The sequence below is a fragment of the Limnobaculum zhutongyuii genome, assembly GCF_004295645.1.
GTDB classification, from domain to species: Bacteria; Pseudomonadota; Gammaproteobacteria; order Enterobacterales; family Enterobacteriaceae; genus Limnobaculum; species Limnobaculum zhutongyuii.
Window position 1 is genome coordinate 3,264,608 of sequence record NZ_CP034752.1, and the last position, 13,545, is coordinate 3,278,152.

A 13,545-nucleotide genomic window follows, 5' to 3' on the forward strand; every position below is an offset into this window, starting at 1 on the left:
CGGACGTATAAACAATAAATTAATCATTAAAAACAACTGAGGTTTATTATGTTAAGAGAATTAAAAGGAAAACGCGTTCTGATCACCGGTTCTACCGCAGGTATCGGACTTGCAACCGCCAAACTGTTTTTACGCTATGGTGCCAAAGTCGGCATTAACGGACTGAGCCGTATTGACGATGCCAAAACGCTGGCGGAACTGGATCAGTTGCCGGGTGAGTATTCACTCTTCCCTGCGGACCTGACGAAAAGCGACCATTGCGAAAAACTGGTAAGCGATTTTGTCACTCAGTTTGGTGGTATGGACGTGCTGATTAACAACGCCGATGGTCTGGGCGGTCGCAGTAATCTGGAGAATATTGACGATGCGTTTTACGACCACGTTATGGACCTGAACGTACGTTCGGTGCTGATGGTCACTAAATATTCTATTCCGCATTTACGCGCTGCCGCCAAAGAGACTGGCCTGACAACCGCCGTGCTCAGCACCGGTTCGATTGCCGGACGCGACGGTGCCGGTATCGGTGCCGGTATTTACGGCAGCGCCAAAGCCTGGGTGCATAATATTCATCGCAACTGGGTGAAAGAATTTACCAAAGACAATATTCGCTTCAACATTGTCTCGCCGGGCAGCATTGATACCGCCTTCCATCACGGTAAAAGTGAGGAAGTACTAACTAATATGCGTAACTCTATTGCCATGGGCCGTTTTGGCACCATTGAGGAAGTGGCACCGACCTATCTGTTTCTGGCGACCCATGCCTTCAGCGGTTATATCACCGGACAGATTGTGGATGTAAACGGCGGCCAGATGGCTCCATAAGCGTTCTGATTTGCGATAGCGGGCCCAGTGAACCGTGCTGTCGTAAATAGATATCGCTTACGGATAAAAAACCTTTAGAATCATTGATAAAAATAAACCAGCAGCAGGGAATAACATGGCAAATATTCGTGATGTAGCAAGTCGTGCAGGCGTATCGGTCAGTTCGGTCTCCAATGTTCTTAACGGGCGGACCGATCAGATGCGTCAGGAAACGCTGGTGCGCATCGAAAACGCCATGCTGGAACTGAACTATCACCCGAATCGGGCGGCCCAGCAGTTAAAAACCGGGCATGCCAAAATGATTGGGCTACTGGTCCCTTCTATCGTTAACCCCAGCTTTGCAGCGCTGGCGCGGGAAGTGGATCTGGCGGCCAAAAACAATCATGGCTATCGGGTACTGTTGGGAAATACCTACCGGGAAGAGGACGAAGAGCAGGCTTTTCTCACCGATTTAATGTCCCACGGCGTACGTGGCGTTATTGTGGTTTCCAGCTCTATCGAAAAAAGCCACTTTTCCGAAGCGGCAGAGAACGGTCTGGTGATGGTGAACTATGACGGAAGTTCGGTAACCGATGCGGAGTCTAACCAGATTCTGTATGACAGTGTCTCAATGGATAACCGGCAGGCCGGGCGCATTGCCGCTCAGTACCTGATCGATCAGGGTTGCCGTGAAATCGCCTTTGTCACCGAAACCACCCGCACTATCAGCCGTTGCCATAAGATAGAAGGCTTTCTGGCGCTGGCTGCCGAAAAGGGAATGAAAACCCACGCCCGGGTCATTGAGGGCAAAGCCACCAAAGCTTACGGTGATACCGAGATGGTTGAGCTGGGAAACCAGCTGGCGGCAACCATCAGTGAATTACCGCTTAAGCCGGATGGCATTGTCGCGATTAACGACGTGCTGGCTATTGGCCTGATTGCCGGCCTGCGTAGTAAGGGAATTCGGGTTCCGGAAGATATCTCTATTGTGGGTATCGATAATATCTCACTGTCGGGATTAATCACGCCGGCCCTGACGTCAGTGGCCCCACCGCTGGCGGATATGGCAACCATTATGGTGGAACGGCTAATCAGCCGCCTGAATTCTCCTCATATCAATGCTGAAGAGTTTTTATTTACACCAACGCTGGTGGTCAGAGATTCCGTAATTAAACGCCCCGGATAAATAACGCAGCACCTGCGTTTTTCGCGGCACAAAGACCAATAAATACTGTACCAGGCTGATAAGCATGAATTATCTGCCGGGGTAACTATGAGCTGAATTTACCATGGAGCCGTTATGAGCAATGCATCTTGTGGCTATTGCCATCCTGAAAATGAGTATGTGCTGTGGCGCGATGACCAGTGCCGGGTACTGTTTGTGGAACAGACCGATTTTACCGGCTGGTGCCGGGTCGTGTGGAATGAACATCTGGCTGAATTAAGCGATTTAGACCCGCAACAGCGCAACCGTATTATGCAGGTGGTGGCTGAAGTGGAGAAAAACATTCGCCAGTTACTCAGCCCGAAAAAAATGAATGTCGCCAGCCTGGGTACCGGCCTGCCGCATCTGCACTGGCATATCATTCCGCGCAATGAAGACGACAGCCACTTTCCTGAACCGGTATGGTGTCAGCCGCTGCGCCAGGGCGTAGTGCGTCCATTACCCGAAAACTTTGTCGATGAGATGAAAGCGCGCCTGAATGCGGCGCTGTAAGCCCCGACGATAGTGATTCAGTCTCTTTATTGTTCCGATGCGATAAAGTGACTGTACGACACACAGAGGACCAGAAGACCTCTGTGTGTCACCTTGCAGTAAGCAGTACCGATATAGCAACCAACATGGCTAACGTCTCTTTGTTTGTTACCAGCAATAAAGAACACCGATGCTATTACGATTGCGCCAAAGTAGTACCCGGTGGCCGCAAGGCCACCAACTATGGCTTATCGGCTATTTTCAAACCAGTTAGATGAAATTTAAGGGATAACGCTTGCGCAGCGTTGTCTGACAGGTATAATGCCGAAGTTTTCCGCATTCTGCTCAGTGCCTGAGTGGCGAAATCGGTAGACGCAGTTGATTCAAAATCAACCGCCTTCGGGTGTGCCGGTTCGAGTCCGGCCTCAGGCACCATTAGAATGACAGTTAAAGACGCTTAAGGGCGTCTTTTTTTGTGGGTGGGATTTGTGGTTTACCTGCCTTTTAATAATTTTTATCTAGTTTCGGTGTACTCACTTCAATCACCATCAAGTTCTAAATATGGGTAAGTTTTGTCGTTCTCATTCGTATGGTATTTATCAACAGCATTTCAGTATTAAAGAGTAATAATTAGCTCTATTATCATTTAACTCCGACATCCACGAGTATTTGGCGAATCATCATAGGTTCTATACCTGATGAATCAATTCTAAAGCTAGCACTAAGTCTGCTAGCAATGGTTACCTGCCCCACAATATGATCGTTGTAACGTAACACAGCGATCTTTCCAATATTCATATAATGCTCTACTTCATATTTAGCTATTTTAATTATTACAAAACAGGGCTCTTATTATCTGTACCATCCACACAGTATTAAATACGCCTTTTATCACCTATATCGATTATTAAAACAGTTCCTACATCGACTCATTTGTAAAACCACAACCATCCTATTGCAGGCAGGAACCATTCGGGAAGCCATTCTGACCAAAGCATAATTCCAACAGGCGCAAAGAATCGGGTTTATCAATAGTGTTCAAGGCTGGCGGGAAGTAGTGTGGCACAAAACGTCTAACCCTCCTTTCCTGGACCGTAGGCTACCATCGCCTCTAAGAGCCCGTAATTTGCACAGACCTTATTAACTCAAAGTCCCGACCGAGAGGTTCAAAGCGTGACTGTCATCAAGTTAAACCCCGTAACATTAGTTCAATATACAATCATATGAACAGCACGCTATACCCTCGTCAAAAATTGCACCCAAAATAGCTTATTAAGAGAAAATTTATGAAAAAAACGCTTATTGGTACCAGTTGGAAAATGAATAAAACATTGTCGGAAGCCATGGAGTTTTGCCAGATACTGGAAAAATTTATTCCGACACTTTCAGAACATATTCAGCCCTTTATTATTCCTCCATTCACCTGTGTGCGCGATGTTACTCGTACCATCACCAACAGCCATACTCGTTGTCTAACCGGAGTGCAGAATATGCACTATGAAGATTGTGGTGCCTTCACCGGTGAAATATCACCTTTAATGGTGAAAGATACCGGTGCAATTCTGGTTGAAATGGGTCACTCCGAACGGCGAGAATTTTTTGGCGAAACCGATTTGACAGTACAAAAGAAAGCCGCGGCGGCATTAAAACACGGCCTGCGCCCATTAATCTGCATTGGCGATAGCGCACAAGATATGGAATGGGGTACATCGGCAGAAACGGTTATCAGGCAAATGAAAGCCGCACTGTCAGGTTTAAGTCCATCCCTCGTTGAGCAAGTCATTATTGCCTATGAACCAATCTGGGCCATCGGCGAACACGGCAAACCAGCAACACCGGAACAGGCCGAATATATCCATATACGCCTGCGTGCTGCACTTGTCGATTTGTATGGTGTGGAAACGGCGGGCAAAGTCTCTCTGCTCTATGGTGGCAGCGTTAACCCGCAAAATGCGACAGCGCTCATTGCCCGTCAGGATGTGGACGGCCTATTTATCGGTCGCTCAACCTGGCAAGGGGAAGGATTCTGTCAAATTTTACACCTGATTGAAGACAGTCAAAAAGCCGGATAAGCGATGAATGAGAGGCTATAAAAAAACCGGGCAGCTAACCTGCCCGGTTTTTATCTATCTACTATTTAGTTCATTAACGCTGAAGCCACAAAATTTCAATTGCCCTTAACCGTTCAGCATTTTCTCAATGGCTAAACGTGAACGAACAAGAATATCCAGACTTTTTTCCAGTGGAGCCAACTGGTCACTTCTCAATGGCGTACTGTCCGCTAGCCGGTGCATTCTCAATGGAATTTCAAGGCTGCAGGGAATCGCCCTTTTCGCTAATGCAGGAAGAATAGTTTTATAATCAATCACTCCATCACCAATCGCAGGAAACCAAAATTGATCTCCACGCATTTCCACATCTTTAATATGAAAATGCTGGCTGTACGGTAACATTGCTAAAACTTGCTCAACAGGATCCAATTCCGGACAAAGAGAAAGCATGTTTCCGGGATCGATATTCAGTGCGATTGCCGGATGGTCGAGCTCATCCAAAAGACGAATACCGTCTTCTGCGCTAGTAAAGGCGTCATAATTGTAATCACCACCGTTTTCCAGGCAAATTACACAGCCATAGTCAGCCGCTTCCGGTGCCAGTATCTTTAAATTATCTATCATTTTCTGCCGCTCTTTCTGTTCGGTTGTACAGGCATTCAGGCAGCGTATACCGAGCGCATGGGCAAAACGAATACGTAAACGGAACTTCTCTAACATATTCGCGCCAGCCAGATTCATCGTGCAACCCAATGCAATGGTAGATAAATCGTATTTCTGCAACAGCTCCTTGATATGACTGATACTACTGGTGGAAAACAATGAAGCGTTTAAATTTCCAACATAACCTTCATTATAAGCCAGCTCTAAATAGCGGTATCCGGCTTGTTGGATAGTGCTAAACGCACTATCCAAATCATGCCCATCAAACATGGCAGTATTCACCGCCATTTGAGTTAACTGGGAAGTCATTTGTGCTCCTTATGGATTAAGGCTTCAAGTTTTGAGTTCGGTAATATTTTCGGGAATTGGTACAAAACAGTTTATGTTGCTCTTCATAGGGCAACTCACGGACTGCCAACTTAAACCCAGAAAAAATCGTATCAAAAGAACCACATAAGCTATCAACTGGAAAATTACTGGCAAACATGGCGCGGTCAGTGCCGAAGATAGAAATCGTTTCATTAATAATCCAGCGATTATCCTCAATGCTCCAGGGCCTGTCCGCCAAACCAATGCCGGATATTTTAACCACGACATTCGGCATCTCGGCAAAGTTCGTCATCGCCTGATGCCAATTGGCCAGTCCTTCAGCACTACGGTCGGAAGGCAAGCCGGTGTGGTTAAGAATAATCAACGTATTCGGGAAATCAGCCGCCAACCTTTTGGCTTCATGCAGGTTCCACCACGGCGTCTGGAGATCAAAATGCAGGCCATTTTTCTCTAACTTCGCATACCCCTGAAGCCAACGATCGTCACACATCAAGGTACGTTCACCGTCTGCCGCCCTCTGCGGCGTCGCTGCGCCACCGGGTTTATGCCGAACGCTACGCACTAATTGATAATTAGCTTGAACGGCAAGCAATTCAGCCGCGTTTTCAGCATCAAGCCAGGCCTGAGCCACAACCGCATTTGGTGCCCCAAAGTGTTTAGCTACCCGGTGAATATACTCCGTTTCACCGGTAGGATCGGTCGGATCCCACTCTGCATCAATGTAAACCGTTTCCACAACATGATGCTTAGCCGCATCCTTAAAGTAGTCCGGCGGTAAATACTCACGTTTAATCGAAGTATAATCACCGTAGCGAAACGGAATTAACACATCATCAGCCAACCAGGGGTGGGGATTGACCGCCGGTTCCCAAAAATGGTGGTGGGCATCCACTATTGGTCCGTCATAATATTGTTTCGTCATCTTCAGCTCCTGTTAATTGACTGCCCGGTATTTTTGATGGTTTTGGAACCGATCAGACAGGTGCCAAAAACATACATACCGGCACAACAGGCGAAGAACACCAGAACACTGTCATAACCGCCAGTTGCTTCAATAATTAAACCAACCAAAATTGGAACCAAAATACCTCCGGTATTACCAGCCATATTCATCGTACCGCCAACAATACCCACGCGACTTTTTGGTGCCAGTAATGCCGGGAAACTCCAGTAGATACTGCCCCACATCAGGAAGAATGCGGCAATCGATAATACTGCTACGGCAATAGCCGGATCGCTCAAATAAGGCAATGAAGCAAAAGAGACCAAAGTGATTAAACCGGAGAACGCCAATAGAATTTTTAGCGAAACAATATGGCTCATGCCGCGTTTAACCAAAAGGTCAAACAGGAAACCACCGGCTAAAGAACCCGCAGCACCGGCCATAAAAATAATGAAAGTTGCGTTACCAATAGTGTGTAAATCAAATCCTCGGGCATTCGATAAATAACTTGGTCCCCAGGTTAATAAGCCAAACCAGGTCATTGCCCATGCAGCCCGACCAATCAGAATGGCAGTTAAAGAACGAACAGGAACGCCAATCCCTTTTGGTGCCACTTCCTCTTCTGCACTTTGAGCAGGATTCACCATGTCATCATTAATCGTATCCAGCTCAGCCTGATTCACTTTTGGGTGAGTGGCCGGATTATCCCGCAGGTAGTACCACGAAATCCAACCCAGAAAAATAGTGACCACCCCGGCGATAGCAAAAACAATTCGCCATGAGCCAAGAGAAACCAGCATATAAGCAATAACAATACCGCCAATAGCTGCGCCTAATGGACCACCACAATCCATTAATACTGCGCCTCGTCCGCGTTCTTTAGACGAAAGCCACAGTGAGTTCATTTTTCCGCCCGCGGGGAATAACGGCGCTTCCGCTGCACCTAATGCCATACGGGTGAATAAAAGCGAAAGACCACCGGTGGAAAATGCAGCCAGCGTTTGGAATACACCCCAAAAGACGGTTGAACCAGTAATAATTTTACGCGGACCATATTTATCGATCAGCCAGCCGCCAGGAATTTGCAACAACGCATAAGCCCAGAAGAAACTGCTGAGGATAATCCCCTGCATGGTTGGTGATAGGTCGAACTCTTTGGCGATAGTTGGCATGCCGATAGAAAGTGATATCCGGTCAATTAAGTTAATAACGACCAGTACAAATATAATAGCAAAAATAGTCCAACGAACTTTTGTTGGTCGTTCAGATGGCTTTCCATCAGATGTAAGCGTTCCCTGAGCATCTATTTGCTCAGTATGTTGAGTTTTCATGATTACCCCTATCGCGTTGAATAATTTATATTTTTTATTTTAACGATATCTTTTCTTTATTTAGTTTTGATGATGGGAAGCTAATCTTTACAGGCTAGCTTCCCTGGGTATTACTGAACTCTGCCTTAAATATTCTTTATTTTATTAAGCCCGTTCCACCAGACCTTCGGCCATAAACACCAATATCAGTGACATCGATACAGCCCCTGGATCGACATGCCCCAGTGAACGCTCACCTAAGGTTTTAGAGCGGCCAAACACGGCAACCATATCTTTGGTTCTTTCTGCTCCCTCTTGAGCCGCGGCAGCAATTTCAGGCAGTGCTTTCTCTAACGAGGTATTCCCCAAAGCTTGGGCTTTTTCTGCCGCCGCCGCTAAAGCATCAACCATCGTCTTATCGCCAGGTTTTGCACCACCACGTTGAAATACTGCATTCAATCCTTCAGTCAAAAACCGGGACAGAACCGGTGTGGTTAAATTGGCTTCCCCGGCGATAGCTTTGCCGCCAGCACGGAATAACGTACCGAAAATCGCCCCGGATGCACCGCCCATACTGGACATCATACGGGTACCGACTTGCAGTAGCAGAGCGCCAATATCTTGAGGATTACAGCTATCTCCATCCAGTAAAGTGACAACCGCGGCGAAACCTCTTTGCATCCCTAAGCCGTGATCACCATCGCCAATAACCTGATCTAAACGGGTTAATTCCGGCTCGCTGGCAACCATTTTTTCTGCCGTACTACGAAGAACATTGCGTGTTGTTGTTAAATCCATCATCTTATTTTCTCCAAGCAAAACTGTGGCAAGGGGCGTCATACAAAGGAAGTAACTCATCATCCAGCTTCATTAGCGTGATGGAATATCCTGACATTTCCTGCGCGGTACAGAAGCTACCGACTAAGGTATCGTGAATAATTATCCCGTGTTCATTCAGTAACTGATGCGCTTTTCGGTTAGCTATTAATAATTCCGTCACAGTTGAACCACCGAGGTTATTAATTAGCAAACTCACACGATCGCCAGCCTTGAAAGGTAAATCAGCGCATAAACGTTCAACAATCTCGGTCACAATTTCATCTGCAGTCACCATCTTTTGACGACGAACGCCTTGCTCACCGTGGATCCCCATTCCCAACTCTAATTCATCATCAGCCAGTTCAAAGTTAAAGCCATCATTTAGCGGTAAAGAACATGCGGATAATGCAACGCCCATAGAACGCGTATTATCATTCGCCTTAACGGCCAGGCGATGAACTTCATCAAGATCCTTCATTTGCGATGCAGCGGCACCCGCAATTTTCAACACCATCATGTCGCCCGCAACACCCCGGCGATCGCTTTTCTTCTCAATAGCGATATCATCGGTAACCCGGATTGTCCGGCTTGGAATCCCCTCTTCTTCCAGTAATTCTGCGGCAATATCAAAGTTCATATTATCGCCAGCATAATTGCCATAAACGAATAGCACCCCTTTACCACGATCTGCCGCTTGCACAGCGGCAATAATGATATCAGGTGATGGCGAAGTGAATATTTCACCCAACGCAGAGGCATCCGCTAAGCCTTTACCCACATAACCAGCAAACATCGGTTCGTGGCCGCTGCCTCCGCCAATTAAAACAATAACCTGATTATCAGGAATATCGCGACGTACGGTGGCACAAAAGCCTTCAACTTTTTGCATATCTCCACCGCTGGCAGCAATCAAACCCTCCAGTTGTTCTTCGGGAACGTTATGCGGATCGTTAAGCAGTTTTTTAGGTTTTCTGATACTCATCTCAACATCATCCTTTATTGTTTACTTACCAGAAGGACATTTTTTGCCATATTAACGGTGATACTCAGCGCATTTTCATACGCCAGTGGCGAAGCCAGATTCTGACCATAAATGTTATAAGCCGTGCCGTGGTTAGCGGTTGCAATAGGAATTGGCACGCCACCCTGAACTGTCACACCTCGTTCAAATCCCAGCATTTTTAACGCAGTGGCAAACTGGTCGTGATACATAGATACAACGGCATCCAATTTAAGATCTTGAACTGCCTTAATGGTGGTATCCGCAGGATAAGGGCCATAAACATCAATCCCTTTTGCTTTAGCCAGCTCCATTGCTGGCTTGATAATGGTCTGTTCTTCATCACCAAATAACCCGCCTTCACCACCATGTGGGTTTAATGCCTGAACGGCAATTTTGGGTTGAGCAATGCCTGCCTGAACTAATGTTTTCTGCATCAGCTCAATACAATCTACAACGCTTTCAATGGATAGATTAGCAACAATATCTTTAAACGGAATATGCGAAGTAACGCGACCCGCCCAGATGTTATCCACCACGTTTAATTCACAGGCAAAGTCTTTAAAATCGGTTAATTCGGCGAACCAGTGAAGTTCATCACGGTGTTTCAATCCACCTTTATGCATCGCCTGTTTATTGAGAGGGGCAAAACAAATACCTTGAGTGAAACCTGCCTGAGTCATCTCTACGGCACGCTTCAGGGTTTCCAGCATATAGACACCACTTTGCTCGGTAGCAACACCGTACTCAAATGGCGCAGGGTGGCTGTTTTTATGTTGGAACAGGACCGGAACACCGGGTTTAAAAATGACATTGGCAATATCGTCCGCTTCTTCATAAGAAAAGCGACAATTGGCAATTTTCATCCCTTTTTCCAGCTCATCCTTATCGGCGATAATGGCAATATTAGCCTTTAAACGATTCTCTTGTTTTGATAATACTTTCGCCACTAACTCAGGGCCTACACCTGCAGGATCGCCAAGTATTAATGCTATTGATGGAATTGTCATAATCATTACCTATTTATTTTTGGTTAAATCAAAATTTATTTTCCGGCACACGTAATTGAATATCCGGACGCATGAAGAAAGTAAGGAAAATACCAACAACCAACAGCACCACTGAACCGTAGAACGGCAAGCTCCAGTTTCCTGTTCTGTCGATAATCACGCCAAAAACGATAGGCGAGATAATTCCCGCTACGGCAGACCCCGCATTCATTAACCCACTGGCAATCCCGACATATTTTGGCGTGATATCCATAGGCACCGCCCAAATTGGACCAATGGTTAACTCCAGGCAAAAGAACGCCACACTCAGACAAATGGTCATCACTAAGAGTGACTGGGTATTAATCACGGGAATAAGCAGTAGCAAAACCGTAATAAAACTGAAAATAATAATATTGCGTCTGGCGGTAACCACGTTGCCCGTATTTTTGAGCACGCGATCGCTAACTAGCCCACCAACGGTATTACCAACAACGCCAGATAAGAAAACGCCAGCCGTGAACAGCGCCGATGATTTCAGATCCATATTTCTTCCGTGCATAAAAAATGTTGGTAACCAGGTAAAAAACAGCCAACTTGTCCAGCCATAGCAGAAATAAACCCCCATAGTAGGTCCCATTCTTTTTAATAACGGGCCCCAGGGAGTTGGCTCTGCTTTTATACTAAGATCCTTTTTCTCATAGACTGGTACGCCGTCTAATTCATCTGCCGTAATGTCTTTATGGTCCCTTGGGTCATCTTTAAATGAAATAATCCATGATACTAACCAAATAAATGTGATAATCCCCAGGCTGATAAATGCACCACGCCATGACCAGAAGGCAACTAATACAACAATAATGGGTGGTGTAATGGCATTACCTAAACGCGAGAAAGAGTGCGTGATCCCCTGAACAAAACCGCGCTGCTGAGGCTTAAACCAGTAAGTAATTGCACGAGCTTGCGAGGGTAATGCAGCCCCTTCACCTACGCCCAGAAGCAGACGCGCCATAAAGAGAGAAATAAAACCGCCCACAAAACCGGTTAATACCGTCGCGATCACCCATATGACTCCGCAAAAAATGATCATTCTGCGAGCGCCAAGGCGATCCACAAACCAGCCACCAATTATCTGGAATATTGCGTAGGTGTATGCAAATGCAGAAAAAATAACACCTAATTCTGTATTACTTAGCCCGAGTTCATCTTTAATCAACCCAGCTGTTGCAGCCAGATTCACTCGGTCAACATACATTAAAAAAGACATGACACAGAATAATGCGAGTATCTTTGTTCTGGCTCTTAGTTGAAACATAGTCTTCCCCTAAACCGCTTTTATTAATCGGTAAGATTTATTAGTGGGTTGGCATACCTGAAGCCGTTTCTCTTCTTTTGCAAATTAACAAGCTCGGTTTCCTCCGCTTATTGTTTTGCGTAGCTTTAGGGAATGCTTTCCTTATTTCGACTACTACTGCCGTATTATTGTTAGCCCTCAATAATACAAAAGAACAAATGCAAAACTTTTGTTCATCTATATCAGCAAAAATTAAGCAATAAAAAAAGACAAAGATCGCATTCTGTCCTTTTTATTGGCTTATATTTCTAATTTCGTGAGCTGAATCGTTTTTACTGAAGATAATAAAAAGTACGCAACCAGAACAAATGAAAAATTTCTATTCATCATGAGTAACAAATGTTCTAATAAGCCCAATTAAGTAAGATCGCTATCATTAGAATCCATGTAATAACATAATGTTATTATTATCATGATTAACTAAAAGGCATGAACTCAATGGAAAAACAAACTGTTCCTCATGATAATGAACTGCTGACAGAAATTGCCGTTGCTTATTATCAGGATGAAATGACCCAGGAAGAGATTGCTCATAAGTTCGGTATATCGAGAATCAAGGTTGGTCGTTTACTTAAACGGGCTAAATCTGAAGGCATTGTTGAGATTACTGTGCGCTATCACCCGGTGTTCAGTACCCGATTAGAACAACAACTGATTGAACATTTTGGCCTGAAACGAGCCCTCATCGCCCTGGACCATCAGGATGAAGATGAACAACGGCGTCAGGTTGCCTCTCTGGTTTCTAACTATCTGGCAACTAACTTAAAGGACAATACCGTCCTCGCCGTTGGTCAGGGGCGCAATATTGCTGCCGTAGCCGATCATGTCAGTATGGTGCCGGAACGAAGCTGTAAGTTTATTTGTGGGATTGGCGGCACCCATCGCCCCGGAGACGCGATTAACGCCGACCATATCAGCCGACGTCTGGCGAAAAAATTCGGAGGAACCAGTGAAACTCTTTATGCCCCTGCTTATGTAGAAAACCGTGCATTAAAAGAAGCATTTATGCAAAATGGCACCATTAAAGAAACGCTGGACCGTGCCCGTAAAGCCGATATCGCACTCGTTGGTATTGGTGATATGAATGAAAATAGCTATATGGTGAAGCTGGGTTGGTTTACCCCACAAGAAATCGTTGACGCCAGCTTACATCAGGGTGTTACGGGAGAAATTGCCGGATATGATTTCTTTAATGCTCAAGGGCTACCAGCAAACACTGTAATGAACGATCGCGTTATTGGCCTTAGCACGGAAGAACTACGCCAAATGCCTTGTGTTATCGCCATCGCCTCAGAAAGCACGAAGGCGCTGGCTATTTTAGGTGCTCTGCGTACCGGTGCCATTGATATTATTGCCACTAGCGCTTCCAATGCCCGTACTATTTTGAATATGCTGCAGCAGCAATAATACTTGCCTGTATGGTCTGATTAAATACCGATTCAAACCTGTTTTTGAGTCGGTATTTTTTTATCTATCCAATAAATCCTCTCTATCAGCAAAAACCTGCCGATCTTTTTGGACATAAGAACATTTAGGAAACTATTGAACAGTTTTCGCTATACGTCGGTTACAAAACCCTTTCCCTCCAC

Annotated in this window: 12 protein-coding genes and 1 tRNA gene; 6 read left to right on the top strand and 7 right to left on the bottom strand. The window is 45.6% G+C overall.

The window, feature by feature from the left end:
* Nucleotides 1-48 precede the first annotated feature (48 nt).
* The 5 genes from EKN56_RS14690 to EKN56_RS14710 all read left to right on the top strand — a co-directional run bounded on the left by EKN56_RS14690 (nucleotide 49) and on the right by EKN56_RS14710 (nucleotide 4,569).
* Nucleotides 49-822 carry an SDR family NAD(P)-dependent oxidoreductase gene (locus tag EKN56_RS14690; protein WP_130592471.1) on the top strand — a complete coding sequence of 258 codons (774 nt, stop codon included), beginning with the start codon at nucleotides 49-51 and terminating at the stop codon, nucleotides 820-822.
* Between the two features lie 115 nt (nucleotides 823-937).
* On the top strand, nucleotides 938-1,987 hold the full coding sequence (locus EKN56_RS14695; protein WP_130592472.1) for a LacI family DNA-binding transcriptional regulator: 1,050 nt from the start codon (nucleotides 938-940) through the stop codon (nucleotides 1,985-1,987).
* A gap of 114 nt (nucleotides 1,988-2,101) precedes the next feature.
* Nucleotides 2,102-2,518 (top strand): HIT family protein, encoded by a 417-nt coding sequence (locus EKN56_RS14700; protein ID WP_130592473.1) that lies wholly within the window; start codon nucleotides 2,102-2,104, stop codon nucleotides 2,516-2,518.
* Nucleotides 2,519-2,847: 329 nt separating this feature from the next.
* Nucleotides 2,848-2,932, top strand: a tRNA-Leu gene (locus tag EKN56_RS14705).
* Between the two features lie 851 nt (nucleotides 2,933-3,783).
* Nucleotides 3,784-4,569, top strand: coding sequence for a triose-phosphate isomerase (locus tag EKN56_RS14710; RefSeq protein ID WP_130592474.1), 786 nt, complete (start codon nucleotides 3,784-3,786; stop codon nucleotides 4,567-4,569).
* A gap of 105 nt (nucleotides 4,570-4,674) precedes the next feature.
* Here the strand turns inward: EKN56_RS14710 and EKN56_RS14715 are convergent, their stop codons facing one another.
* From EKN56_RS14715 to EKN56_RS14745, 7 genes are all read right to left on the bottom strand, one after another.
* Entirely contained in the window at nucleotides 4,675-5,520 is an 846-nt protein-coding gene (locus tag EKN56_RS14715; protein WP_130592475.1) for a sugar phosphate isomerase/epimerase family protein, read from the bottom strand.
* A 16-nt stretch (nucleotides 5,521-5,536) separates the two neighbouring features.
* A complete protein-coding gene (locus tag EKN56_RS14720; protein WP_130592476.1) occupies nucleotides 5,537-6,463 on the bottom strand; it encodes an amidohydrolase family protein in 927 nt (308 codons plus the stop codon).
* A gap of 2 nt (nucleotides 6,464-6,465) precedes the next feature.
* Entirely contained in the window at nucleotides 6,466-7,815 is a 1,350-nt protein-coding gene (locus EKN56_RS14725) for an MFS transporter (protein WP_130592477.1), read from the bottom strand.
* A 144-nt stretch (nucleotides 7,816-7,959) separates the two neighbouring features.
* Entirely contained in the window at nucleotides 7,960-8,595 is a 636-nt protein-coding gene (dhaL, locus tag EKN56_RS14730) for a dihydroxyacetone kinase subunit DhaL (RefSeq protein ID WP_246019837.1), read from the bottom strand.
* 1 nt (nucleotide 8,596) lies between these two features.
* A complete protein-coding gene (locus EKN56_RS14735) occupies nucleotides 8,597-9,595 on the bottom strand; it encodes a dihydroxyacetone kinase subunit DhaK (protein WP_130592478.1) in 999 nt (332 codons plus the stop codon).
* A 14-nt stretch (nucleotides 9,596-9,609) separates the two neighbouring features.
* Nucleotides 9,610-10,623 carry a 4-hydroxythreonine-4-phosphate dehydrogenase PdxA gene (locus EKN56_RS14740; protein ID WP_130592479.1) on the bottom strand — a complete coding sequence of 338 codons (1,014 nt, stop codon included), beginning with the start codon at nucleotides 10,621-10,623 and terminating at the stop codon, nucleotides 9,610-9,612.
* A 28-nt stretch (nucleotides 10,624-10,651) separates the two neighbouring features.
* Complete coding sequence (locus EKN56_RS14745) at nucleotides 10,652-11,917, bottom strand: MFS transporter (RefSeq protein ID WP_130592480.1); 1,266 nt, start codon at nucleotides 11,915-11,917, stop codon at nucleotides 10,652-10,654.
* A 477-nt stretch (nucleotides 11,918-12,394) separates the two neighbouring features.
* Here EKN56_RS14745 and EKN56_RS14750 point away from each other — a divergent pair, with 477 nt between their 5' ends.
* Nucleotides 12,395-13,363 carry a sugar-binding transcriptional regulator gene (locus EKN56_RS14750; protein WP_130592481.1) on the top strand — a complete coding sequence of 323 codons (969 nt, stop codon included), beginning with the start codon at nucleotides 12,395-12,397 and terminating at the stop codon, nucleotides 13,361-13,363.
* Nucleotides 13,364-13,545: the final 182 nt, after the last annotated feature.

Excerpts from the sequence above, each read along its gene's own strand:
- EKN56_RS14695 (WP_130592472.1), top strand. The coding sequence starts at position 938 with ATGGCAAATATTCGTGATGTAGCAAGTCGTGCAGGCGTATCGGTCAGT.
- EKN56_RS14750 (WP_130592481.1), top strand. The coding sequence starts at position 12,395 with ATGGAAAAACAAACTGTTCCTCATGATAATGAACTGCTGACAGAAATT.
- EKN56_RS14720 (WP_130592476.1), bottom strand. The coding sequence starts at position 6,463 with ATGACGAAACAATATTATGACGGACCAATAGTGGATGCCCACCACCAT.
- EKN56_RS14735 (WP_130592478.1), bottom strand. The coding sequence starts at position 9,595 with ATGAGTATCAGAAAACCTAAAAAACTGCTTAACGATCCGCATAACGTT.
- dhaL (WP_246019837.1), bottom strand. The coding sequence starts at position 8,595 with ATGATGGATTTAACAACAACACGCAATGTTCTTCGTAGTACGGCAGAA.
- EKN56_RS14700 (WP_130592473.1), top strand. The coding sequence starts at position 2,102 with ATGAGCAATGCATCTTGTGGCTATTGCCATCCTGAAAATGAGTATGTG.
- EKN56_RS14745 (WP_130592480.1), bottom strand. The coding sequence starts at position 11,917 with ATGTTTCAACTAAGAGCCAGAACAAAGATACTCGCATTATTCTGTGTC.
- EKN56_RS14715 (WP_130592475.1), bottom strand. The coding sequence starts at position 5,520 with ATGACTTCCCAGTTAACTCAAATGGCGGTGAATACTGCCATGTTTGAT.
- EKN56_RS14690 (WP_130592471.1), top strand. The coding sequence starts at position 49 with ATGTTAAGAGAATTAAAAGGAAAACGCGTTCTGATCACCGGTTCTACC.
- EKN56_RS14740 (WP_130592479.1), bottom strand. The coding sequence starts at position 10,623 with ATGACAATTCCATCAATAGCATTAATACTTGGCGATCCTGCAGGTGTA.
- EKN56_RS14710 (WP_130592474.1), top strand. The coding sequence starts at position 3,784 with ATGAAAAAAACGCTTATTGGTACCAGTTGGAAAATGAATAAAACATTG.
- EKN56_RS14725 (WP_130592477.1), bottom strand. The coding sequence starts at position 7,815 with ATGAAAACTCAACATACTGAGCAAATAGATGCTCAGGGAACGCTTACA.